General features: G+C 56.4%; 22 protein-coding genes. 8 read left to right on the top strand and 14 right to left on the bottom strand.

The window, feature by feature from the left end:
• Positions 1–17: 17 nt before the first annotated feature.
• Together hydA and ACR0JR_RS00975 are read right to left on the bottom strand one after the other, a co-directional pair.
• The gene (hydA, locus tag ACR0JR_RS00980; RefSeq protein WP_010439443.1) at positions 18–1,472 is read right to left on the bottom strand and encodes a dihydropyrimidinase; all 1,455 of its coding nucleotides are present in this window, start codon (positions 1,470–1,472) and stop codon (positions 18–20) included.
• Positions 1,473–1,564: 92 nt separating this feature from the next.
• Entirely contained in the window at positions 1,565–2,815 is a 1,251-nt protein-coding gene (locus ACR0JR_RS00975) for a Zn-dependent hydrolase (RefSeq protein ID WP_480454690.1), read from the bottom strand.
• A gap of 169 nt (positions 2,816–2,984) precedes the next feature.
• On the opposite strand from ACR0JR_RS00975, the gene ACR0JR_RS00970 reads away from it, so the two are divergent.
• Positions 2,985–3,593 carry a TetR family transcriptional regulator C-terminal domain-containing protein gene (locus ACR0JR_RS00970; RefSeq protein ID WP_480454689.1) on the top strand — a complete coding sequence of 203 codons (609 nt, stop codon included), beginning with the start codon at positions 2,985–2,987 and terminating at the stop codon, positions 3,591–3,593.
• Between the two features lie 3 nt (positions 3,594–3,596).
• Here the strand turns inward: ACR0JR_RS00970 and ACR0JR_RS00965 are convergent, their stop codons facing one another.
• The 4 genes from ACR0JR_RS00965 to ACR0JR_RS00950 form a co-directional block, all read right to left on the bottom strand.
• Positions 3,597–4,076, bottom strand: a complete 480-nt coding sequence (locus tag ACR0JR_RS00965) for a hypothetical protein (protein ID WP_480454688.1) — start codon at positions 4,074–4,076, stop codon at positions 3,597–3,599.
• A 73-nt stretch (positions 4,077–4,149) separates the two neighbouring features.
• Positions 4,150–5,454 (bottom strand): NAD-dependent dihydropyrimidine dehydrogenase subunit PreA, encoded by a 1,305-nt coding sequence (gene preA / locus ACR0JR_RS00960; RefSeq protein ID WP_480454687.1) that lies wholly within the window; start codon positions 5,452–5,454, stop codon positions 4,150–4,152.
• Positions 5,455–5,499: 45 nt separating this feature from the next.
• Positions 5,500–6,834, bottom strand: a complete 1,335-nt coding sequence (locus ACR0JR_RS00955) for an NAD(P)-dependent oxidoreductase (RefSeq protein WP_480454686.1) — start codon at positions 6,832–6,834, stop codon at positions 5,500–5,502.
• A gap of 159 nt (positions 6,835–6,993) precedes the next feature.
• Complete coding sequence (locus ACR0JR_RS00950) at positions 6,994–7,626, bottom strand: cupin domain-containing protein (RefSeq protein WP_170770482.1); 633 nt, start codon at positions 7,624–7,626, stop codon at positions 6,994–6,996.
• A 152-nt stretch (positions 7,627–7,778) separates the two neighbouring features.
• On the opposite strand from ACR0JR_RS00950, the gene ACR0JR_RS00945 reads away from it, so the two are divergent.
• The 3 genes from ACR0JR_RS00945 (at position 7,779) to ACR0JR_RS00935 (ending at position 10,854) form a co-directional block, all read left to right on the top strand.
• Positions 7,779–8,774, top strand: coding sequence for a hypothetical protein (locus ACR0JR_RS00945; RefSeq protein WP_480454685.1), 996 nt, complete (start codon positions 7,779–7,781; stop codon positions 8,772–8,774).
• A 72-nt stretch (positions 8,775–8,846) separates the two neighbouring features.
• Positions 8,847–10,139, top strand: coding sequence for an O-acetylhomoserine aminocarboxypropyltransferase/cysteine synthase family protein (locus ACR0JR_RS00940; RefSeq protein WP_010439425.1), 1,293 nt, complete (start codon positions 8,847–8,849; stop codon positions 10,137–10,139).
• Between the two features lie 4 nt (positions 10,140–10,143).
• Positions 10,144–10,854: a GNAT family N-acetyltransferase gene (locus ACR0JR_RS00935; protein ID WP_170539136.1), complete on the top strand. Its 711-nt coding sequence runs from the start codon at positions 10,144–10,146 to the stop codon at positions 10,852–10,854.
• Position 10,855: 1 nt separating this feature from the next.
• Here the strand turns inward: ACR0JR_RS00935 and ACR0JR_RS00930 are convergent, their stop codons facing one another.
• Positions 10,856–11,551 (bottom strand): SIMPL domain-containing protein, encoded by a 696-nt coding sequence (locus ACR0JR_RS00930; protein ID WP_480454684.1) that lies wholly within the window; start codon positions 11,549–11,551, stop codon positions 10,856–10,858.
• A gap of 164 nt (positions 11,552–11,715) precedes the next feature.
• On the opposite strand from ACR0JR_RS00930, the gene ACR0JR_RS00925 reads away from it, so the two are divergent.
• Positions 11,716–13,641 (top strand): hypothetical protein, encoded by a 1,926-nt coding sequence (locus tag ACR0JR_RS00925; RefSeq protein ID WP_480454683.1) that lies wholly within the window; start codon positions 11,716–11,718, stop codon positions 13,639–13,641.
• Positions 13,642–13,697: 56 nt separating this feature from the next.
• Here ACR0JR_RS00925 and hppD read toward each other — a convergent pair whose 3' ends face one another.
• On the bottom strand, positions 13,698–14,795 hold the full coding sequence (gene hppD, locus ACR0JR_RS00920; RefSeq protein ID WP_480454681.1) for a 4-hydroxyphenylpyruvate dioxygenase: 1,098 nt from the start codon (positions 14,793–14,795) through the stop codon (positions 13,698–13,700).
• 147 nt (positions 14,796–14,942) lie between these two features.
• On the opposite strand from hppD, the gene ACR0JR_RS00915 reads away from it, so the two are divergent.
• Together ACR0JR_RS00915 and ACR0JR_RS00910 are read left to right on the top strand one after the other, a co-directional pair.
• The gene (locus ACR0JR_RS00915; protein WP_010439413.1) at positions 14,943–15,398 is read left to right on the top strand and encodes an Lrp/AsnC family transcriptional regulator; all 456 of its coding nucleotides are present in this window, start codon (positions 14,943–14,945) and stop codon (positions 15,396–15,398) included.
• Positions 15,399–15,418: 20 nt separating this feature from the next.
• Entirely contained in the window at positions 15,419–17,302 is a 1,884-nt protein-coding gene (locus tag ACR0JR_RS00910) for a monovalent cation:proton antiporter-2 (CPA2) family protein (protein ID WP_480454680.1), read from the top strand.
• Here the strand turns inward: ACR0JR_RS00910 and cobT are convergent.
• Entirely contained in the window at positions 17,299–18,309 is a 1,011-nt protein-coding gene (gene cobT / locus ACR0JR_RS00905; RefSeq protein WP_480454679.1) for a nicotinate-nucleotide--dimethylbenzimidazole phosphoribosyltransferase, read from the bottom strand. The two genes, ACR0JR_RS00910 and cobT, sit on opposite strands and share 4 nt — an antisense overlap.
• Positions 18,310–18,388: 79 nt before the next feature.
• Here cobT and cobS point away from each other — a divergent pair, with 79 nt between their 5' ends.
• Positions 18,389–19,153 carry an adenosylcobinamide-GDP ribazoletransferase gene (gene cobS / locus ACR0JR_RS00900; RefSeq protein WP_480454678.1) on the top strand — a complete coding sequence of 255 codons (765 nt, stop codon included), beginning with the start codon at positions 18,389–18,391 and terminating at the stop codon, positions 19,151–19,153.
• Here cobS and ACR0JR_RS00895 read toward each other — a convergent pair.
• The 5 genes from ACR0JR_RS00895 to ACR0JR_RS00875 form a co-directional block, all read right to left on the bottom strand.
• Positions 19,150–19,911, bottom strand: a complete 762-nt coding sequence (locus ACR0JR_RS00895; RefSeq protein WP_170469450.1) for an ion channel — start codon at positions 19,909–19,911, stop codon at positions 19,150–19,152. The two genes, cobS and ACR0JR_RS00895, sit on opposite strands and share 4 nt — an antisense overlap.
• A 124-nt stretch (positions 19,912–20,035) precedes the next feature.
• Positions 20,036–20,545 carry a CarD family transcriptional regulator gene (locus ACR0JR_RS00890; RefSeq protein WP_010439402.1) on the bottom strand — a complete coding sequence of 170 codons (510 nt, stop codon included), beginning with the start codon at positions 20,543–20,545 and terminating at the stop codon, positions 20,036–20,038.
• A gap of 284 nt (positions 20,546–20,829) precedes the next feature.
• On the bottom strand, positions 20,830–21,168 hold the full coding sequence (gene fdxA / locus ACR0JR_RS00885) for a ferredoxin FdxA (RefSeq protein ID WP_010439399.1): 339 nt from the start codon (positions 21,166–21,168) through the stop codon (positions 20,830–20,832).
• 65 nt (positions 21,169–21,233) lie between these two features.
• Positions 21,234–21,599, bottom strand: a complete 366-nt coding sequence (locus ACR0JR_RS00880; RefSeq protein WP_480454677.1) for an RNA-binding S4 domain-containing protein — start codon at positions 21,597–21,599, stop codon at positions 21,234–21,236.
• 6 nt (positions 21,600–21,605) lie between these two features.
• Positions 21,606–24,413 carry a helicase-related protein gene (locus ACR0JR_RS00875; protein ID WP_480454676.1) on the bottom strand — a complete coding sequence of 936 codons (2,808 nt, stop codon included), beginning with the start codon at positions 24,411–24,413 and terminating at the stop codon, positions 21,606–21,608.
• Positions 24,414–24,436: the final 23 nt, after the last annotated feature.

Raw genomic sequence — 24,436 nt, 5'->3', positions numbered from 1 at the left:
AAGGCGACCCAAGAGGTTTACACACCCGTTGCCGGTATACCTGTCCGCTCAACAGGCCGGGGCGCTGTCAACTCTTTCCAGGTGCTTAGCGCCTTGTTCACATGGGTATTGGCCTCACGCGCCACGAACTTCCCGTGCCCTTCCTGAGTCTGAATCTCACCATCATGTACGGCCACCGCACCGCGGGTCAGCGTGAACCGCGGCAACCCGCGCACCTCTTTGCCCTCAAAGACGTTGTAGTCGATGGAGGATTGCTGTGTCTCGGCCGAGATTACCTTGGCCTTGTCCGGGTCCCAAACAACCAAATCAGCATCCGCGCCCACAAGAATTGCGCCCTTTTTCGGATAGCAATTCAATATCTTGGCGATGTTAGTTGAAGTAACAGCCACGAACTCATTCGGCGTCAGACGCCCGGTATTCACCCCATGGGTCCATAGCATCGGCATCCGATCTTCCAACCCTCCGGTCCCGTTCGGAATCTTGGTGAAATCACCCACGCCATACCGTTTCTGCTCCGTCGTAAACGCACAATGGTCTGTGGCCACAACGCTCAACGTTCCAGACTGTAGACCATTCCAAAGGCTGTCCTGATGCTGCTTGTTCCGGAACGGAGGGCTCATAACCCGACGTGCCGCGTGTTCCCAATCGTGGTGGAAGTACTCGCTTTCATCCAAGGTCAGGTGTTGGATCAATGGCTCGCCCCATACACGCTTGCCCTGCATCTTGGCGCGCCGAATGGCCTCATGCGCCTCTTCGCAGGAGGTATGCACCACATAGAGCGGCACACCTGCCATATCTGCGATCATGATCGCCCGGTTGGTTGCCTCGCCTTCCACCTGCGGTGGACGGGAATAGGCATGCGCTTCTGGCCCTGTATTTCCTTCGGCCAACAACTTCGCACTCAGCTCAGCAACCACATCGCCATTCTCGGCATGGACCATCGCGGTGCCACCTAGCTCCGCAAGACGTTTGAACGAGGCAAAAAGTTCATCATCGTTCACCATCAGCGCGCCTTTATAGGCCATAAAGTGCTTGAAGGTGTTGATGCCGCGGGTCTCGATGACGGTTTTGATGTCATCAAACACCTGCTCACCCCACCAGGTCACCGCCATGTGGAACGAATAATCACAGTTTGCACGCGTTGACTTGTTGTCCCAGCGTTTCAGCGCGTCCAACAGGCTTTCGCCCGGATTGGGCAGCGCAAAATCCACCACCATCGTGGTCCCGCCCGCCAGAGCTGCGCGCGTCCCGCTTTCGAAATCATCGCTGGAATAGGTCCCCATGAACGGCATCTCAAGATGCGTATGAGGATCGATTCCACCCGGCATCACATAACAGCCCGACGCATCCAGTTCCTTATCACCTCGCAGGTCCGGCCCAATCTCAGTAATCACGCCACCTTCAACCTTCACGTCCGCCTTATAGGTCAGATCAGCGGTCACAACGGTTCCGTTCTTGATCACAGTGCTCATGTTAAACTCCCTGATGCGGTCTGCGCCGCTTGCTTCATCTGGCTAAAAATATCTCCGGGGGACTCGCCCATCGGGCGACGGGGCAAAGCCCCCTATTCCACGATCTCGGCCGTTTCAACGACGGCGTGCAGCAAAACATCGGCCCCGGCTGCAGCCCAATCCTTGCTGATTTCTTCAGCCTCATTGTGGCTGAGCCCATCCACGCAGGGACACATCACCATCGCTGTCGGGGCAACTCGATTGATCCAGCAGGCATCATGTCCCGCGCCTGAAATGATATCTGTATGTGAATAACCCAACCGTTCAGCCGCGTCGCGCACCGCTGCCACGCAACCTTCATCGAATTTTACTGGATCAAAGCCGCCAACCTTCTCGAATTCGATCTGCAGTCCCATCTCATTGACGATATCCTCTGCCGCGACACGCAGCCGGTTCTCCATATCGGTGATTACATCCAATTCGGGTGATCTGAAATCGACCGTAAACACCGCCTTTCCCGGGATCACATTGCGCGAGTTCGGGTACACGTCGATATGACCCGCCGCACCAACGGCATGAGGCGCATGTGACCACGCAATCTCATCCACTTTCTCAAGAATACGTGCCATTGCCAGCCCGGCATTCTTACGCATCGGCATCGGAGTAGACCCGGTATGCGCATCCTTGCCAGTCACTGTGACTTGGGTCCAGCTTAGCCCCTGGCCATGCGTGACAACGCCGATATCCTTGCCCTCGGCTTCCAGTATGGGACCCTGTTCGATGTGCAGCTCGAAGAACGCACGCATCTTGCGCGCACCCACCTCTTCATCACCGCGCCAGCCGATGCGGTTCAACTCATCCCCGAATTTTTTGCCCTCGGCATCCTCACGATCATAGGCCCAATCCTGCGTGTGCATTCCGGCGAATACGCCCGAAGACAACATCGCGGGGGCATATCGCGTCCCCTCTTCATTGGTCCAGTTTGTTGCAACGATCGGGTGCTTGGTTTTGATCCCAAGATCATTCAACGTGCGAATGATCTCCAACCCGCCAAGCACGCCCAAAACACCATCATACTTGCCGCCCGTGGGCTGTGTATCCAGATGCGAACCCACGTAGACAGGCAGAGCCTCTGGGTCCGTTCCCTCGCGATGGGCAAACATGTTGCCCATCTGATCCAATCCCATGGTGCAACCCGCGTCCTCGCACCATTTTTGAAACAATGCGCGCCCTTCGGCATCCTCATCAGTCAACGTCTGGCGATTATTGCCACCCGCCACACCGGGTCCGATCTTGGCCATCTCCATCAGGCTGTCCCATAGCCTGTCGCCATTGATCCTGAGATTCTGCGCCGGAGCTGCCATCTTGTTCTTCCCTGTTGCTTGCGATTTAGCTCGCTTTTGGTGTCTTGATTTGACCATCTGGTCAAACTCACGCTATCACGGGTTCGACATCAGTCAAGAAAATGCATGGTATTGCCGAAATTTTCGACATATCCGCCACGCAGAAAACCAAAAATAGGCACAGGGAAACATGCCCAAGGACCGCGCGCCAACACGGATTCAGCAAAAAAACCGAGCAGCGATTCTGGACGCTGCCCTGAATGTGTTCTCTGCACATGGATATCGCGGGGCCACCGTTGACCAAATCGCCGCCGAGGCGGGATTGAGTAAACCCAATCTGCTCTATTACTTCCCGTCAAAAGAGGCGATTCACACTGCCCTTCTAACTGGCTTACTTGAGGTATGGTTGGCACCTTTGCACGAGCTTGACGAAAACGGAGAGCCGCTGGAAGAGATCTTATCTTACGTCCGCCGAAAGCTTGAGATGAGTCGCGACCTCCCCCGCGAAAGCCGCCTGTTTGCAAATGAACTGGTTCAGGGAGCGCCCCGCATTCGCGATGCTTTATCCAGCGATCTCAAGAATCTGGTCGATCAAAAAATAGCCATCCTTACCCGTTGGATGGATCAGGGAAAGATTGCGCGCCTGCATCCCTATCATTTGATTTTCTCAATCTGGGCTCTGACCCAGCATTATGCAGATTTTGACGTGCAGGTTCGCGCAATCTTGGGCGACGAAGATCCTTTTGAAGGCGCCGAGACTTTCGTTGATACACTCTATCGCAAACTTCTAACGCCATAGACGTTACTTCGCCGGTTTCAAGGCAAGAATACGCTTCAAAATTACGATGGTCATGGCCAGAATTATGGTCAAGTCGCCCATTGTATTGACTGTATTGATTTTGGGTACTTTTCTGGCATCCTGTACAATTGCGGTGTACATCTTGGGCTGCTGAACACCTACCGAATGCTCACGTTCGGATGCTTTGATGAAAGCGCTAAAGTCCTTGAGAGATTTAACCTTTTTTGTAACTTGGTTCAGAAATCTCTGATCCAGTTGCCGGTCCTCTTTCAGCTTCTTAAGCATCTCTTCGATCGAGCGTCGAAGTTTGATCAATTGTTCCAGATCCTTTTTGACCTGCTTTTGATGTTTCACAAAATTTTTTGCAGCAAGCGCGTCGCGTTGTTTCGCTTTGGAAAGGGCGACATTCTTCTTGGATGTATCCCGATCAAGCTTTGTGACCCGGTTGCCACCCTTGTTCCGACCCATTGGTGCCGCTGACATGACATGCTCCTTTGATCCTGTCCGTCAGCGGCAGTGTATCACCGAACCAGTTGTAGCGGGATTCCGGTATCTCTTACTCGGCGGCTTTGGCCATCGGATTGTTCGGATGCGTTGTCCAGTTGGCATATTCGGGATTAACCACTTTGCCCGTGCGCGGATCAACCTCTCCGGCTGCCATTGGCTCCATCGAGATACAGCCTTCGACCGGGCAGACATCTACACACAAGTTGCAGGCAACGCATTCTTCATCGATGACTTCGAATACCCGATCTGCCGACATCGAAATCGCCTGATGGCTGGTGTCCTCGCAGGCGGCATAGCAGCGGCCACACTTGATACACTGGTCCTGATCAATTTTCGCTTTTGCGATGTAGTTGAGATTCAAATATTGCCAGTCAGTGACATTGGGCACCGCGCGGCCGATCACCTGATCGATGCTGGTATAGCCTTTCTCGTCCATCCATTCTGACAAGCCTGCAGTCAGTTCGTCGATGATCTTAAAGCCATAGGTCATTGCTGCGGTGCAGACCTGAACATTACCACAACCAAGCGAGATAAACTCGGCAGCGTCGCGCCAAGTGGTCACGCCGCCGATGCCCGAGATCGGCAGGCCACGCGTGGCTTCAGCCCGCGCAATCTCTGACACCATGGACAAAGCAATCGGCTTCACCGCCGGACCACAATAGCCACCATGGCTGCCTTTGCCGTCAATCGATGGTTCGGGGCTGAACGTATCCAGATCTACACTGGTAATCGAGTTGATCGTGTTGATCAGCGACACCGCATCCGCACCCCCGCTCTTAGCGGCCGCGGCGGGTTTGCGGATATCGGTTATGTTCGGCGTCAGTTTCACGATAACCGGGCGATCGTAATACTGTTTGCACCACCGGGTCACCATTTCGATATACTCCGGCACCTGCCCCACAGCCGAGCCCATGCCGCGCTCGCTCATCCCATGTGGGCAACCGAAATTCAGCTCGATCCCATCTGCGCCCGTTTCAGCCACACGCGGCAGAATGGCCTTCCACGCAGCCTCTTCACAAGGCACCATGATCGAGGCGATCAGGGCGCGATCCGGATAATCCGCCTTCACGCGGGCCATTTCCTCAAGGTTCACCTCTAGCGGGCGGTCGGTGATCAGTTCGATGTTGTTAAGACCCAACAACCGGCGGTCCGCGCCGTAGATCGCGCCATAGCGTGGCCCGTTTACGTTTACGACCGGAGGGCCTTCGGACCCCAAAGTCTTCCATACCACACCGCCCCAACCGGCCTCGAAGGCGCGGCGAACATTGTATTCCTTATCCGTCGGTGGCGCGGAGGCCAGCCAATAAGGGTTTGGACTTGAAATTCCCAGAAAGTTTGTTGTTAAATCAGCCATTTATCCGGCCTCCCTGATGCAGTTCTGCATCTTTGTCTTTGAGTTTCACGCGCTTAGACTTGCGTGGATGTCCATCGCGGCATCGCGGCCTTCGGCCACGGCGGTCACGGTCAGGTCTTCACCACCTGCCGCACAGTCTCCGCCGGCCCATACACCGGTCATCGAGGTGCGTCCTGCCCCGGTCACAGCAATCTTATTGCCATCCAGCGTCAGCCCTTCCGGCGCACCGTCAAGCGTCTGACCGATGGCCTTAAAAACCTGATCGGCAGGCACACGAACGGTTTCTCCTGTACCGGTCAGTCGACCATCATGACTAGCAGTATACTCCAATTCGATCTCTGCCGCGGCTCCATTTCCGTGAATGGCCACAGGTTGAACGTTGCACAGAATACGAACACCGTGCGACGCCGCCAAATCCTGTTCGTACCGGCTGGCCCCCATTGCGTCGCGACCTCGGCGATAGGCGATGGTGACATGCTCTGCCCCCAGCAGCTTCGATTTCACTGCCGCGTCTACTGCTGTCATGCCGCCGCCAATCACAACGACATTCCGACCGACCGGGAGATCAGCCAGGTCGCTGGCCTGTCGCACATCCGAGATAAAGTCGACCGCCGGGCGCACCCCGTCTTTATCGACCCCATCTGCACGTAGCGCATTCACCCCTGCCAGTCCGATCGACAGGAACACAGCGTCATAGTTATGTTGCAGCCCTTCCAGTAAAATCGTCTCACCCAGAACCGAGTCGGTCTCAATCGCAATTCCACCGATTTTTAGCAGCCAATCGACCTCGGCCTGCGCAAAATCATTGGTCGATTTATACGCCGCAATGCCATATTCGTTCAGACCGCCCGGCTTGGGCTTGCCTTCGTGGATCACCACATCATGCCCCAGCATCGCCAGACGGTGGGCACAGGCCAGACCAGCGGGCCCTGCCCCGACCACTGCGACCGTCTTACCCGTTAGCGCGGCGCGCTCGAACGGATGCGCGCCCGAGGCCATCACGTCATCGGTTGCATATCGCTGCAGGCGTCCAATCTCGACCGGCTTGCCTTCGGCCGTCTCACGCACGCAAGCCTCTTCACAAAGCGTCTCCGTCGGACAGACCCGGGCGCACATGCCGCCTAGGATATTTTGTTCCAGAATAGTCTGCCCTGCTGCCTGCGGTTGCCCGGCCTGAATCTGACGAATGAACAACGGAATATCGATATCCGTCGGACAGGCCGTTACACATGGTGCGTCGTAGCAGAAATAGCAACGATCCGCGGCCACGGCTGCCTCATGCGGGGCCAGTGGCGGATGCAGATCGGTGAAATTCGAGGTCAGCTCATCGCTGGAAAGCCGCCCGGAGACGATCCCGGGTGCCATCTGGCCCTGTGCCATCACTCTACTCCCTGTAGATATGTTTGTTATGAGCTTCAGCTTGCCACATTCTGATTTTTTATCAATTGGTAAATTTACCAAATGGTCAAAAAAATAGAAATCCGGGAAAAATGGCCCGGATTTCCTTAATAATTGCTCACATTGTTAGCACGTTTGGCGTCAGATCATCCCACTTAGGTGGCCGGATTTGATCCAAACACGGGCTCCACCCTCTCCTGCGATGGCTGTCGAGCGTGATCCAGGTGGTAGTCGCAGCCAATCCCAAACACCAAATTCTTCGCCTGTCTCGATAAAGCTGCCTTCGAGAACGAAGACCTCAAGCCCCTTGCCAGAGTCCAGTTCAATTTGCTCACCAGCAGCCCAGCATTGCACCTGAACATCCTCATGCGCATCCTTGAACAAATCGATATCTCCGCCCCCGTTGATGGAACGACGCACTTCGGTGCGGTCTTTGGGGTCGAACTGGTGAAGCTTGACGAGGATGGTCGCGCCTTCGCTGGCCGAAGGAGTGTGGGATGAGGTCGGAGGATTACGCACATAGCTGCCGACCGGAAAATCTCCGGTTTCATCCTGAAACACACCATCCAGCACCAGATATTCCTCGCCTCCGTCATGGGTGTGCGCTGAAAATGCGCTGCCAGGGGCAAAACGCACGATGGTTGTGGCCCGCGCCACTTCCTCGCCAATGCGGTCCAGCATCTTACGTTCAACGCCGGCAGCCGGTGACGCGACCCATGCGGTCTGATCAAAGTGAACGGCGACCCGCTGGGTGAAATCTGCATTGACGCGCATCTGCAATCCTCCTGCGTTGCTGTCACATTAGATGGGAGCATGACGCGGAATTTCAAACCGGGCACGTCTGGGGTTTTGACGCCCTTCACAGCTTGTTGTACTTCCGGTCGAGACCGGTGCCCAATTCCGGCCCGTTTAGAAAGCGCGAAAAGATGCAGGCAAGCCCAACGACGTTCAACATCCTCATCATCGGGCAAAACAACCGTCTGCAATACGAGGCAATATTGTTCGCGGCATCGCTGCGCCATAGCTCACCCGGATTTACCGGACGTTTCTTTGTTGGCGTTCCTCAGAAAGGCCCCTTGTGGTCCCAAGACCCGAGCATTCAGGATGAGGACGTGTTGCAAGCCTTGCGGCAATTGGGTGCTGAGATCCTGCCCTTCGAATCGCAAATCTTTGGAGCAAGCTATCCCCACGGCAACAAGATCGAAGCGCTGCTGGCGATGCCGGAAGGCGAGCCATTTGTCTTCTTCGACACCGATACATTGATCACCGGTGAAATTGCCGATGTACCATTTGATTTCAACCGGCCCGGCGCCTCGCTCCGTGTCGAGGGCACATGGCCGAAGCCCACACTTTATGGCCCCGGTTATGACGGCATCTGGCGCGCGCTTTATGACCGATTCGGGCTGGATTTCGAAAGCTCGCTCGATTCCAGACAGCCACCGGGATATTGGCGACACTACCTGTATTTCAATGCGGGATACTTCTTCTACAAATGCCCTCACCAGTTTGGTCGGCGGTATCTTGATTACGCCCGTACCATTCGGGACGAAGGTATCCCCGAACTCACCGGGCAAGTCCTAGACCCCTGGCTGGATCAGGTGGCATTGCCGCTGGTCATCCACTCGTTCGGCGGTGGTCGGGATGCGCTGCCAGAAGGTCTGTTGGATGGGTCAGTCAGCTGCCATTATCACCTGTTTCCGATGCTCTATGCGCGAGAAAGCGATCATGTGGTCGAGGTGCTAGAGACCGTTGTGGCCCCCAACAAGATCAAGAAGGTGCTCAAAGGCTATGACCCGATGAAGAAACTGGTGATCCAGCGCAAAGGCGCAAAGATCCGGGCAATGTTCGACAGAAACAACCTACCAGCACGCGAACAGGTCATACGCAAGACCATCAAGGCCAAGGGACTTTGGCTGCGGTGACGTGGACGTTGTGTGGTGCAAAGCAATGTCCTAGAGATTTACTAACGCACATTCCAACAGGAGATTTCGAAGATGTCTGATGGCCCCACCTATGGTTTCGACACGCTGCAGATTCACGCCGGGGCCCGCCCCGACCCCGCTACCGGCGCGCGTCAGACACCGATCTACCAGACTACGGCCTATGTGTTTCGCGATGCCGACCATGCTGCTGCGTTGTTCAACTTGCAGGAAGTTGGGTTCATCTATTCGCGTCTGACCAACCCGACCGTCGCTGTTTTGCAGGAACGCGTGGCAACGCTTGAGGGCGGCGTCGGCGCTGTCTGCTGTTCCTCGGGTCACGCGGCGCAGATCATGGCGCTATTCCCACTGATGGGTCCGGGCTGCAACGTGGTCGCCTCAACCCGCCTGTACGGGGGTACGGTCACGCAGTTTAGCCAGACTATCAAACGTTTCGGATGGTCGGCCAAATTTGTCGACACCGACGATCTGGACGCCGTAAAAGCCGCCATCGACGAAAACACCCGCGCGGTGTTCTGCGAATCCATCGCCAACCCTGGCGGTTATGTCACTGACATCCGCGCGCTTGCGGATGTCGCAGACGCGGCTGGCATCCCGCTGATCGTCGACAACACCTCGGCCACGCCCTACCTGTGCCGTCCGATCGAGCATGGCGCGACCCTGGTCGTGCATTCAACCACCAAGTACCTGACCGGCAACGGCACGGTCACCGGCGGCTGCATCGTGGATTCGGGTAAGTTTGACTGGTCTGCGAATGACAAATTCCCCTCGCTCAGCGAGCCCGAGACTGCGTATCACGGCCTGAAATTCCACGAGACTTTCGGCCCGCTGGCCTTCACTTTCCACGGCATTGCCATCGGTCTGCGCGATTTGGGAATGACCATGAACCCACAGGCAGCACATTATACCCTTATGGGGATCGAGACACTCTCACTGCGGATGGAGCGCCATGTCGAAAACGCCCAGAAGATCGCCGCCTGGCTGGAAGCGGATGATCGCGTGGACTACGTGACCTATGCAGGCCTTCCCTCGTCGCCTTATCATGATCGGGTCAAAGCGCATTACCCGCGCGGGGCCGGTGCGCTATTCACATTTGCGGTCAAAGGCGGATATGACGCCTGCATCAAGCTGGTCAACGCGTTGGAAATCTTCAGTCATGTGGCCAACTTGGGCGATGCGCGCTCGCTGATCATCCACTCTGCCTCGACGACCCATCGTCAGTTGACGCCTGAGCAGCAGGAAGCTGCAGGCGCGGGCCCGGGAGTCGTGCGCGTCTCCATCGGCATCGAAGACGCAGACGATCTGATCGCCGATCTGGATCAAGCGCTGTCCAAAGCAAGTGCCTGAACAGATGGCAGGGCACAACACAAATGAACTGGGCCAGCCTATTGGCTTGCCGGTCACAGGCGAGTTTCCTCGCCCCACCCCGCCTTACACGCCGATGCAGGGCCGGTTCTGTTCTGTTGTGCCGCTAGATGTGAACCGGCATGCGCCCGGATTGTACCGGGCGTTTGCCAGTGACACGGATGGCCATAACTGGACCTATCTGCCTTATGGCCCCTTCGCCTCTGAGGCTGATTTCACCAACTGGGCGCAGAACAACTGCATGGACGCCGATCCCATGTTCCATACGGTGTTGGATGCCGACGAAACGCCGGTGGGTATGGCCTCGTATTTGCGTGTCGAACCAGCAGCGGGTGCCATCGAGGTGGGCCATATCCATTTCTCACCCCTGCTCCAACGCAAACCGCAATCAACCGAAGTGATGTATCTGATGATGCGACGGGTGTTCGATGAGCTTGGCTATCGCCGTTACGAATGGAAATGCGACGCTTTGAACGCACCCTCAAAGCGCGCGGCCGAACGCTTGGGATTTACGTTCGAAGGTATTTTCCGACAAGCGACCCATTACAAAGGGCGTAACCGGGATACCGCTTGGTTCTCGATTATCGACAGCGAATGGCCGCGCATTCGCGCAGCATTCGAGAATTGGCTTGCGCCGGGGAATTTCGACGCGGCGGGCCAGCAGCGACAACCGCTGCAAGCCCGCGTTGGAGCGTAGCTTAGTCCGCGATTTCGAACTCCATAGCGATATTGACTGATACAGAAATCTCTCCGCCCGCTACCGGAACGCCGCCAGCGTCAGACATCGCCATTTCGCGCATCTGGGCCATCGGGCGAACGCCCCGACCGTGATCGTTTATCGAAATCACCGGACCCAAAGTCACGCCTGAGGCCTCGGCCAATTGTTGCGCCTTATCGGTTGCGTCTGCGACCGCTTTCGCGCGCGCTTCGGCCTCAAGCGGCTTAGGCTCCTGTACACTGAAGCTCAAGCCGCCAAAATCATTGGCCCCGTCCTTGATGACGGCGTCCATAATCTGACCCAGTTTATCCAAATCCCGAACCCGAACAGAAACGCGGTTTGAGGCTGTAAATCCGGTGATCCTGGGTGCTTCGTCGCTTGAGTTCCTGTGCCCAGACCAGACTGGTGACAACGACAGATCGCGGGTCTGCACATCACGTGATTCCAAGCCCATCTCATCCAACCGTTTTAGAATCTGTGTCACAGCGTCAGAGGTCGCCTGCATCGCAACCGATGCCTGGGCGTCCTGGTTTGTCACGCCAAGCGTTATGGTTGCCATATCTGGCGCAGCCACGGCCGTTCCGGTTCCACTGACGGTGATGCGACGTTCTTCCGCATGGGCAGGCAACGCCGCGACGGCTGCGGTCATGGCAGCCAGAAAAGCAAGTGTCTTCAAGGTGATCTCTCCTTATGACTTGTCGCTAAGATGGGTGTCATACTCCGTACACGGCAAGGGGGAAACGCGCCTTTTTCTTTCCCTCGGCGAGTTCCTGCTCTAATCTCGTCGGGCAGACATCCAAGCGTTTGCATTGAAGCTGACAATTATGGTTCATCGCGATCATGAAACCCGCCTTTGTGCTGTCATTTTCTGAAAACGGTATTTCCTTGCATCACCAGTCGGATGGAGACTGGTACTGCATTGGCACTATCCCGTTGGATGCACCGGATTTCACTGATCAGATCCGGACCCTTCGCGATCAGGGATTCGCACTAGAAAACAACCTAAGCTGCAAGCTCGTGATTCCTTCGGATCAGGTACGTCTTTTGACGGTCGATACCGATGGAATGGATACCGAAGCGGCAACGCAGAAAGTTGAAGAAACATTAGCCTCAGCAACACCATACCAGTTGTCCGAGCTGACCTTTGTCGCAACTCCGAACGGTTCGGACATTCACGTCGCAGCAGTCGCGCAGCAAACTTTGAAAGAAGCGCACTCATTTGCGGTGGACCATGGATTTATCCCAGAAGGGTTCTGGCTTAGTGCCAATGGTGAAGACGCTATATCAGGGTCCGTTTACGAAGTGCCTGCGTCTGAGGTGGACTCCCAGTCAAATGAAATCAGCACTGCGCCCGTGGCCAAATCGCCGGAAGCCGCGCCTGAAGAGGCATCGAGTATTCCCATTCATCCCATCGCGGATACCGCTGATCCGACCGCTTTCCGTTCCGCTCAAAGCGCTGAATCGCCCACGATCTCTTCGTCGGTAGAGGTGAAAAAATATGTCATTCCGGCGGTTGCTGCATCCGTTCTATTGGGCATGGTACTTGGCCTCTGGTCACTGAACAGCGATGAACCTACGGTCGATGCCCCAGAACCAGTCGTGGCAGAGGCGCCCGTTTTAGTTCCAGAGCCACAGCAAGATGTCCCGACAACCGTTGAACCCAGCGCACCAGATGTTGCGGAACTCGCAATTGAACCTGAACCCGTTGAGCCGAACACTGGTGACGAAATTGATCTGTCTGCAACTGATGAGGCCATTCTCGAAGCTTTGAAGGTTGCTCCTGAACCGGTTGAAGAAATTGCTGGCCTGCCAGATTTCGGGGCAGAGTTTCATGACTTCACCGGGACCGTGCCTGTTGAACCGAACCCGTTGGCCGAACCGCCGCTGGAACAGCTTGCTGATGTCTATCTAACTTCGGTTGATCGCGCAGATCTGTCGACCGACACCGTTGCCCTGCCACCGCATGAAAGCCTCGAAACTGACGAAGCCTTTGAGTTCACCGCCCTGCCCGGCGCCGCTGGTCAGAGGTTTGAGTTGGACGAACGTGGTCTTGTAACGCCGACCGCAGAGGGCACTCTGAATCCAGCCGGTGTGATGGTCTACCTGGGCCGCCCTTCATCTGTGCCTCCGGAATCCCCTACACGGTTTGAGACAGAGCCCGTTGTTGTTGAAGAGGTTGACGAAAGGCTCGCAGCAATCCGACCCCGCCCAAGGCCCAACAACCTTGTTGATCAATTCGAAAGACAACAATTGGGTGGCCGGTCTCGCCAGGAATTGGCCTCGGTGCGACCAAAACTGCGCCCGGAAAGCCTGCAATCCAAGCCCGAGGTTGACGAAACACCAACCGCTCTGGCGGTGGTTCGTGTTCCACGCCCCAAGCCACGCCCTGCGAATATCGCCGCATTGGTTGCCAAGAAACCCAGCACCCAAAGTGCTTCGCTGGGATCGACCGCGAATGTGGCAACCAGCAGTGATGAGGCCGGTTCATTCCAGCCCAGGGCTGTAAAACCCAAGATACCGACAACCGCCTCGGTTGCGCGACAGGCGACCATCGATAATGCCATCAACCTACGCAAGCTCAACCTGATCGGTGTATATGGCACCCCGGCCAATCGGCGTGCCTTGGTACGCCTGCCCAGCGGGCGCTACAAGAAGCTGAAAGTGGGTGATCGTATCGATGGTGGGAATGTCGTTGCCATCGGAGATAGCGAATTGCGCTATCAGAAACGCGGTAAGAACATCACCCTCAAGATGCCACGCGGATAAAAGAAGAGCGCCCTGTTAGGTAAACGGAGCGCTCAGTTATTTTAATAGACCTCAGATCAGGCGGCCGAAATCTCACCTGATTCAATCTGCTCGCGTTCAATCGACTCAAACAGGGCTTTGAAATTGCCCTCGCCGAACCCGTCATCGCCCTTGCGCTGAATGAATTCAAAGAAGATCGGGCCGATTACGGTTTTCGAGAAGATCTGAAGCAGGATCTTGGTCTCACCCCCATCAACAACGCCTTCGCCGTCGATCAGAATACCATGCTTCATCATTCGATGCTTGGGCTCATCATGGCCAGACACACGGTCGTAAGACATGTCATAATATGTCTCGTTCGGGCCGGGCATGAACTTCAGACCCTTCTCGGCAATCGCATCGGTCGAGCCATAGATATCATCGCTACCCACCGCGATATGCTGGATACCCTCGCCATTGTATTTCTTCAGGTAAGACACGATCTGCCCGGTTTCACCCCGGTCCTCATTGATCGGAATGCGGATGCGACCGCAAGGAGAAGTCAGCGCTCGGCTGAAAAGACCTGTATGCTTGCCCTGAATATCAAAGAAGCGAATTTCGCGGAAGTTGAACAGGTCGCCGTAGAATTTGAACCACTTGTCCATGTTACCCTTGAACACGTTGTGGGTCAGGTGATCGAGGTAATAGAACCCATCACCGCGCGGTTTCGATTGCTCCAGCCACTCAAACTCCTCGTTATAGGGCGAGATGTCATAATACTGATCGATGAAATAGATCAGCGAGCCACCGATACCCTTGATCGCCGGGACATTCATGGTCTTGTCGGCACCGTCATAGGGCTCGGCCCCTTTGGCAATCGCGTGCTCATAAGCCTTCTGCGCATCCACAACACGCCAGCCCATCGCAGGGGCGCAAGGACCATGCTCGGCGACGAATTTCGCGGCAAAGCTGTCGGGGTCCGCGTTCAGGATGTAGGTGACATCGCCCTGCTGCCACAGCTCGACCTTGGGGGTGTCGCGGTGGTAGCCGACATATTCGAACCCCATCCGCGCAAACAGATCGCGCAGTTCCTGCGGTTCGGGGTGGGCAAATTCAACGAACTCGAACCCGTCGGTGCCGGCTGGGTTTTCTTCGCTGATGACAGATTTCGGGGCGTTATGCGGGAAAGGACCCATGGCGCGTCTCCTCGGAAAACAGGAATTTCTTTGCTGATTCAAAAATACGCCTTATTCGGTGCTGTTTCTGCGCATTGTTTTCATGTAGACTGAATTTGAGCGCGGAACATCCGCACGAAACACACAAAAACCGGAGATTCACCGCACATGCTGGATGCAACAGACACACGACTGTTGTCAGCTTTGCAGAAAGATGCGCACCTGACGGCACATCAATTGGGTGAGATGTTAAACCTGTCGGCCAGTCAGGCGGGCCGCCGCCGACAGCGCCTTGAGGCTGAGGGCTATATCACCGGATATACGGCCCGGCTGGACCCGCTGATGCTGGGGTTGCAGGTTCAAGGGTTCATTCAGGTGCATCTGGGCACACATGGCCCCGAACAATCCGCCAGCTTCTCCCGCATGGTCAACACGCGCCCCGAGATCACGAGTGCCTGGACGATGACGGGTGAGGCAGATTACCTGCTTCATGTCTATTGTGACGACTTATCCGCACTCAACAGCTTGCTTCACGAAGTCATCCTGCCGCATCCTGCAGTTGCACGGGTGCAAAGCCAGATCGTGATGGACCAATTGAAACGCGACGCGCCGCTCCCGACCTGAGCGGATTTAAGAGGACTATAATGAACGAGTTCCTTTATCAGGCATCGATCTATTTGGCGGCAGCGGTGATCGCCGTTCCGTTATCCGCGCGTCTGGGCCTGGGTTCGGTACTGGGATATCTGGCCGCCGGCATTGCAATCGGACCGATTCTGGGCCTTGTAGGCGCAGAAACAGAGAGCCTTCAGCACGTCGCCGAGTTTGGCGTTGTCATGATGCTGTTCCTGATCGGGCTAGAGCTTGAGCCCCGCGCCCTTTGGGACATGCGCGACAAGTTGTTGGGGCTGGGCGGGCTGCAGGTTGGCCTGTCCACCGCCGCGATCGCAGCTGTGGCGTTCTACGCAGGCCATCAATGGTCGGTGGCGCTGGCTGTAGGCCTTACGTTGTCACTGTCTTCCACCGCTATCGTTCTGCAAACCTTGTCCGAAAAGGGGTTGATGCAGACCAATGGCGGGCGAGCCACATTTTCGGTTCTGTTGACGCAAGATATCGCCGTCATACCTATTCTGGCCTTTCTGCCCCTTCTTGCACTGCCTGCCAGCGTCCACATAGAAGACGATGGCTCGATCAATCGAGGTGTGGATTCCGCCCACGGAGCCGATCATCACGCCACACTATCGCTGGTCGAGGGTTTGCCCGGTTGGGCCGTCACGCTGGTTACAATCGGAGTGGTCGCCTTTGTCGTGTTGGCGGGAATCTACCTGACCCGCCCCCTTTTCCGTTTCATCCACGCCACCCGCCTGCGCGAGATGTACACGGCACTGGCGTTGATGATCGTGGTTGGCATCTCGTTCTTGATGACTCTGGTGGGCCTTTCCCCCGCCCTTGGCGCGTTTCTTGCGGGCGTTGTTCTGGCCAGTTCGGAATTCCGGCATGAGATGGAAAGCGACCTTGAGCCCTTCAAAGGTTTGCTGCTGGGTCTGTTCTTCATCACCGTCGGCGCCGGGATCGATGTGGGCTATTTCTTTGCCGATCCCTTTGATCTGATCGGTCTTGCCCTATTGGTGATACTGGCCAAAGGTATCATCTTGTTCATCGTCGGTCGTGCCTTCCAGCTACGCGGACGCGATCACTGGCTGTTTACTTTGGGATTGGCCCAGGCTGGCGAGTTTGGGTTTGTACTGTTGGCATTTTCGACACAGCAAAACGTGATCCCTTCGGGTTTATCGCAGAAACTGCTCATGATCATCGCCCTGACCATGCTGATCACCCCTCTGCTGTTTATCCTCTACGATCTGCTTTCTCGCTATATCGGCGAGAGCAAGCCAAAAGTCGAACCAGATGAGATTGATGAGAGAGGGCCTGTCATAATTGCCGGGATTGGTCGCTTTGGTCAGATCGTGAATCGCCTGGTACAGGCAAGCGGATTCAAGACCGTGGTTCTGGATCACGACATTGAAACCATCCAGCTTATGCGCCGGTTTGGCGTCAAAGGATTCTTGGGCGATCCGACGCGTCCCGAACTGCTGCGCGCCGCCGGGATTGAAAAAGCCTCGGTTTTGGTCGCGGCCATGGATGATTACAAACAGGTCACTCGTCTGGTCGGATATGCGCGCCGCCAGCGGCCTGACCTGCACATCATCGCTCGGGCGCGCGATCGCACTCATGTTTACGAACTCTATCAGGCCGGGGCCAATGATATCGTGCGCGAAATGTTCGATGGGTCACTACGTGCGGGTCGCTATGTTCTCGAGAATATCGGCCTTAGTGAATATGAAGCCGCGCAAGCAGAACAAACTTTTTATCACCACGACCGAGGATCGGTGCGCGAGTTGGCAGAGCTGTGGATACCCGGCATGCCCACGGCAGAAAACAAAAAATATATCGAGCGTGCGCGGCAACTTGAAAAAGATCTGGAAACCGCGCTGCTGGAACTGGCGGAGGAACACGCCAAGAAGTCGGCTTAACCGTCTGTAACTCCGGCCTCGGCAAACGTTGCCATGCCGGAATGACAGGCCACGGCGCTTTTGAGAATGTTGATCGCCAGCGCCCCGCCTGAACCTTCGCCCAAGCGCAATCCAAGGTTCAGCAACGGTTCCTTACCCAGCTTGTTCAACATTGCGGCATGTGCACCTTCGGCACTTTGATGGCCCGCAACAGTGTGATCCAGCGCAGTTTCCGAAAGTTGCGCCAAACAGGCCGCTGCTGCCGTGCAGATGAATCCGTCCAGAATGACTGGAATGCGCAATACTCGTGCAGCGGCAATCGCCCCTGCCATGGCCGCAATCTCACGCCCGCCTAGGCATTGAAGGATACGCAGACCATCGCCCTGACTGTGCAGGGCAACGCCTTCGGCAACAACGCGTGATTTGTTCGCCAACCCCGCATCATCTACGCCTGTGCCGCGCCCGGTCCAGTCAGATGCATCTCCGCCAAACAGCGCGCAGGCGATGGCGGCTGCAGGGGTGGTGTTGCCGATACCCATCTCTCCAACGACGAGTAAATCCGCCTGCGGATCAACCGCCTGCCAGCCTGTACGCAGTGCGCGCAGAAATTCATCTTCGCTCATCGCAGGGGCTTGGGTAAAATCTGCGGTCGGACAGTCCAGATCCAACGCATGCACATCCATCTTGGCGCCCGCAGCCTTGGCCAGTTGATTAATCGCAGCACCGCCGTGTTCGAAATTCATGACCATCTGAACAGTGACCTCAGATGGAAATGCTGAAACGCCCTGCGCCGTCACGCCGTGGTTGCCAGCAAACACGATGACCTGAGGCGCGTTGATCTGTGGCTGCGCATCCCCACGCCAGCCCGCATACCATATCGCCAAATCCTCAAGCCGTCCCAAGGCTCCGGGTGGTTTGGTTAGTTGGCCGTTGCGCTCTTGCGCGCCCTGCACGGCAGAAGTATCCGGACCGGCCGCACCGGTTAGCGCGTCGCGGAAACTGTTCAAATCGTCGAGTTCAGGCAGCATTGAAAGCCTCGTTGCATCAGAGTGGTCCTGTGTGTTTAACCAAACCTGACAAAGCAACAAGACCCTGAAAGGCCTGGGAGTGACCAAAAACGACACCGCCCTATTTTCCATTCTGGATATCAACGTGGCTTTGATCCTGTTGACACGGCTGCCATGGCCCAGCCCACCCAAAGATGCGTTCGCCCGACAGTCACGCGCCGTCTGGGCATTTCCGCTTGCAGGGCTGATCGTTGGTGCCCTTGCGTGTGGTATCGGGTGGATCGCAATCTTGGCGCAGTTGCCCGTTTTTGCTGTCGCAGGCCTGATTGTTGCCACGCTGATTGCAACCACGGGCGCGATGCACGAAGACGGGCTGGCCGATACGTTCGATGGCCTTTGGGGAGGGTTCACGCCCGAGCGGCGGCTCGAGATCATGAAGGACAGCCATATCGGCACCTACGGCGTGCTGGCACTGCTGCTATTTCAGATTCTACGTATCACAGCCATTGCAGCCCTTGTTGGCGCCGAGATGATGACAGGCGTGCTGGTTGCATGTGTGTTTTCCCGGTCTCTCATGCCCGCCTTGATGGCTTTTCTAAAAAATGCACGGCACTCAGGGCTAAGCCATTCAGTCGGCGCGCCACCGGTATCGGCGGTTTTGGCGGGGTTGGCAGTGGCAGCATTGTTGGCATTGGGTTTATTAGGCGCTCTGGCGTTGATCCCAATGCTTTTTGCGATGATCGCCAGCCTGATTGTGGCGAAGATCGCCAAGGCCAAGATAGGAGGTCAGACCGGTGACATTCTGGGGGCGACGCAGCAGATAACCGAGATCACATTCCTGCTGACGCTGATCGCTTTGATCTAACTGGCACCCCCCGTCGCGATCCGCAGCGTCGCGCCGCAGTGCTTGCAATGCACAGCGTCCGGGTCGTGGCGAAACAGACCACAGCTGGGGCATTTGTAACGCACTTTCTGCGGCATGAAGATCGCCTGCGCCAGACGCACGAACAGGGCCACACCAACAACCATGATGAAAACCGAAAACAGCTTACCGCCCGGCGTCGACAACGTGATGTCACCAAACCCAGTTGTCGTCAGTGTGGCCATCGTGAAATACAACGCGTCGATATAGGGCGTCTGGGTGTCTTCCGGCACAAAAAAGACCAATACAGCGGTCGAAGTCGCAAAGACAAAGACCAGCAAATTGATTGCAGCGATCACCGCGTCTTCATGGGTCCGGAAAAACCTGCTGTCACGCCGCAAATCCCTGAGCAAATGGTATGAATGAATCAAACGCAAGGCGCGCAGAATGCGCAGAAACGCCAGGTTGCCGGTCAGAAACGGATCAAGGAAAAGCGAAACGATAACAACAATGTCCGCCAACGTGTAGATCTGACGCAGTAGCTTCCAACGATCTTTCGATATCCAAAGTCGGGCAGAAAAATCCATGAGAATGAGCACACCGACCCCAATACTGGCTGCGGTGATTCCCGGGCCGTGCGGAATATGCGCGGTCGCAACAAAAAACACGATCGTTGCGATGTCGAACAGGATCAGACCATATCGAAACCAGACCGAAATCGGGTCGTGGCTGATGTATAGAAACTTCACAGCCTGCTTCATCTTGACCCCGTATCCGCCTAATATTCAGAGAAAAATACCCCGAAACGACTACAGCACCAAGCGACGGTTCATAAAAAAAGCCGCCCCGATACCGGAGCGGCTTTGAAATGGGTGGTACCTTTGATCAGGCAGCGCGCGAGGTCAGCACCTCATCCACCTGCTTGGCGGCCGAGATTTCATCTGCACCAGACACTGCAGCAACTTCGCGGGTCAGACGCTCAAGCGCGGCCTCATATAGCTGACGTTCGGAATAGCTCTGCTCGCGCTGGTCGTCGGTGCGGTGCAGGTCACGAACCACTTCAGCGATCGAGATCAGATCACCCGAGTTGATCTTTTGCTCATACTCCTGCGCCCGACGCGACCACATAGCGCGCTTGACCTTGGCCTTGCCTTTAAGCGTTTTCATGGCCTGACTGATCACATCAGGTGAACTGAGTGAGCGCAGACCAGATTCGGTGACCTTGTTGGTCGGTACGCGCAGCGTCATCTTGTCTTTTTCAAAGGAGATTACGAACAGCTCAAGCGAGAAGCCTGCAACCTCCTGCTCTTCGATCGATACGATCTGACCTACACCGTGAGCCGGGTAGACGACATAATCGTTCGGGCGGAACTCAAGCTTTTTCGATTTCGACATTCAGATTCATCCTTCATTACTGATCGGGATATGAGACGACAAAAAGACCACAGCCGAGACCCAAAACGGCCCCGTCAGGCGGCTTATTTGTCATAAAATCAGAACTCCAAAGCGAGCATACTTACGGAGCACATCCCAATCACAGTCATCATTCGACCCCGAGTATATCACAAAATTGCGACACTCAAAAGACCGACCTGAGGCAAATGGGAGATTCCCTTTTTACCTCAATGTATTATGGCGCAGATTGTTGTCTAACGTACGGTTAGGGGCCGCCGAATCGGTTAACCACCTTCGCCGGGTGCTTCCGAGAAATATTTCTCCATCTTGCCTTCTTCGCCGTCGCGTTCCTCGGCCTCGGGCAAGGGGTCTTTCTTAGTCACAATCACCGGCCACATTTCCGAGTATTTCCGGTTGAACTCGACCCACTGCTCCATCCCCGGCTCGGTATCGGGGCGAATTGCGTCGGCGGGGCATTCGGGTTCGCAAACACCGCAGTCGATGCATTCGTCGGGGTGAATGACCAGTGTATTCTCACCTTCGTAGAAACAATCCACCGGACATACCTCGACACAGTCGGTGTATTTGCAGCCAATGCAGTTTTCGGTGACAACGTAGGTCATTTTGGAATTCCCGTTTGCGCTTTGGCGACTAGCTAATCCAGTCTGACCGCCTCTTCAAGGTCAGATCACCCCTTTGGGGGGCGAGAAAGATCAAGCGCGCGTCTTTCCTTCTTGGTTGGACGACCTTTTCCTTCAAATCCGGGATTCTTGGGCGGTACATCCTGCTTTTCGGTCATATCGAAGTACAAACCTTGCGCCTCGGGGGCCGGGCCGCGGCGCTCTCCGAGCGCTTCGATACGCACAACGCGGACGATCCGCCCCTGGGGAAAGGTTAGGACGTCCCCGGGTGCCACGGCCTGCGCCGGTTTCAGCACCCGGTTTCCGTTTAGTCTAACATGGCCGCAGCTGACCTGTTTGGCGGCCAGGCTACGGGTCTTGAAGAACCGCGCCTGCCACAACCATTTGTCGATCCGCAGCTTGGCCTCGGCCATCGCGGATCAGTTACCGTCCTTCAGACCCATCAGCGCTGCTGCGAACGGGTTGTCGGGATCGATGGCCTTTTCCTTCTTGGGCGGCCGAGACGAGAAGGACTTGGCACCCTGAGGTTTGCCACCTTTCTTACCATGCGGCTTGCCCTGAGGTTTACCGCGCGGTTTGCCTTTGCCCTGCCCCTGCTCGCGACGTGGGCCCCGGTTTTGCTGACGTTGGCGGCCCCATGTGAAGGTGTAGAACACTTCAACCTCGGGCTCGTCCGATGCCGGTTCTGCGATTGCGGGAGCTTCGGCTACCGCTTCGGTGCTTTCGGTGGCCTCGGCTGGCGCCTCTGCGGTTGTGCTTACATCGTCCGCTTCGGCCTTGGGCGCCGGGGATTCTTCGCCTGCGGGCTGTTCCGCCATTTCGACTTTGGGCTGGTCTGCGGGGGCCGGTTTGACCTTTTCACGCTCGCCACGTTCAGCCTTGTAGCCCAGCCCCTGCATCAGGTCGGCGAACTGATCCAACGTCATACCAGTGATCGACAGCATATCAGGCTTGGCTTCGAATCCACCTCGGCTGTCCTCGGACCGCAGCATGTCGGCCAAACGTTCCAGCATGTCGATCCGGATCGAGCGTTCGCCTGCATCACGGTAGCCGCACATGGTGTCATAACCCTGCGGTGCGTCCTTGGCGACCGGAACGGTAACCAGACCCGGGGGTGGAGCTTCGGGGAATTCCTGCAAGCCACTGGACAGAGCCCAAAGAACCAGACGCAAACGCGTCGGCGCAGGTTTCAACAGCAGTGGCATGAAGATGGTGAATTGACCAAAACGGATGCCGTGCTTGCGCAGCGCGCCGCGCGCGTCCTGATCCAGATCCTTGACCTCTTGCGCGACCTGCGCACGGGGCAGCACGCCAAGCGCCTCAACCATGCGGAATGCAAAGCCTTTGGCAAGACCGGTCAGTTCCTCGTCGCGCGACAGATTCAGCAGCGGTTCAAACAGCGCCGCCACTTTGCGGTCGATGAAATGCTGCAAACGGCGCTGCACTTTCTGTTCGACGTCCGGTCCTGCGGCCTCATCGACAAAAACCTCGACCACTGGCTTGAGAGGCTCGGCTCCGGCAACCAGCTTGCCGACAGCATATTCGCCCCACATCAGTCCGCCCTGATCGGTGAAATCTATTTCGGTATCGGGCGCGTTGTAGAAGCGATCGGCACGCAGATGGAATTGCGGCGCGAGTGCTTGCAAAGAGGCCGATTTCAAAGCTTTCGCCTCGGTTCCTTGCGCGCTTTTGTCCGGCGAAAACCGGAACCCTTCCAGACGACCGACGAATTCGCCTTCGACGGTCACTTCACCCTTGTCATTTACTTCGGCCAAAAGGGCCTCCTTCTGTTTGAGCCGGCGCAGCAACACTGACGTGCGCCGGTCCACAAATCGTTGGGTCAGACGGTCATGCAGAGCGTCCGACAGCCTGTCTTCTACAATGCGCGTCTCATCACGCCAATGGGATTCGTCACGCACCCATCCGTTTCGTTGCGCAACATATGTCCAAGTGCGAATATATGCCAACCTTTTGGACAGCGCATCAATATCTCCGTCCGTACGGTCTATGCGGCGGATTTGCCGCGCCATGAAATCGTCAGGGATGGATCCGCGCTCATGCAGGTGGCCATAGATCACTTCGAGCAGGCTGGCATGTTCGGCGTGGCTTATACCGCGAAAATCGGGGATTCGGCATACATCCCACAGCAATCGTACCGATGGTCCATCGCTGGCGCGGGCGATAACTTCGGTGACTTGGGACAAAGATTTCAGAACGTTCAGGTCGTCGGCGGGCCGCGCCTTGATCAGGTGCTCCTTGTCGGGGCTGACCTCGAGCGAGTCGATCAATGCCTCGATCGAGCCAAACCGCAAAGCGGCATTCCGCCAGTTCAGCTTCTTCATCGGCGTGAACCGGCTGTCCATAATGGCTTGGGCCACGCCCTCATCCAGCGGCGGAGCCTCACCAGTAACGCCAAAAGTACCATCCGACATGCCACGCCCGGCCCGTCCTGCGATCTGGGCCAGTTCATTGGGCGCCAAAGGCCGCATTCGGCGGCCATCGAACTTGGTCAGGGATGAGAACGCCACATGGTTTACGTCCAGGTTCAAACCCATGCCGATGGCATCGGTAGCCACCAGATAATCAACCTCGCCGTTCTGATAGAGGTCAACCTGCGCATTCCGCGTGCGAGGGCTGAGCGCGCCCATGACCACCGCCGCCCCGCCCTTCTGACGACGCAGCAATTCCGCGATGGCGTAGACATTGTCGACCGAGAACCCGACAATCGCGCTGCGCGAGGGCATTCGGCTGATCTTTTTGCTTCCAGAATAGACCAGTTGAGACATCCGCTCGCGCCGGACAAACTGCGCCTCGGGAACAAGCGCGGCAATCGCACCCCGCATAGTGTCAGAGCCGAGGAACAACGTCTCATTCGTGCCACGCGAGCGCAGCAGACGGTCGGTAAAAACATGACCGCGTTCAGGGTCGGCACAGAGCTGGATTTCGTCGATAGCAACGAAATCGGCGCCCATCCCTTCGGGCATCGCCTCGACCGTGCAGACCCAATATTGCGCCCGCGGCGGCACGATACGTTCCTCGCCCGTGACCAGCGCAACGACGGAGGGTCCGCGAATGGCGACGATCTTGTCATAAACCTCGCGTGCCAACAGACGCAGGGGCAAGCCGATCACACCTGTCCGGTACCCCAGCATACGTTCAATCGCGTAATGGGTTTTACCTGTGTTCGTTGGGCCAAGTACGGCCACGATTCGGGATGACCCGCTCACCTTCGCCCCCTGCGCCCTGAGAC

It is taken from the genome of Ruegeria sp. AA3 (assembly GCF_056542905.1).
Note: the sequence above shows the minus strand (reverse complement) of the source record. Positions and strands in the feature narration are given on the sequence as shown.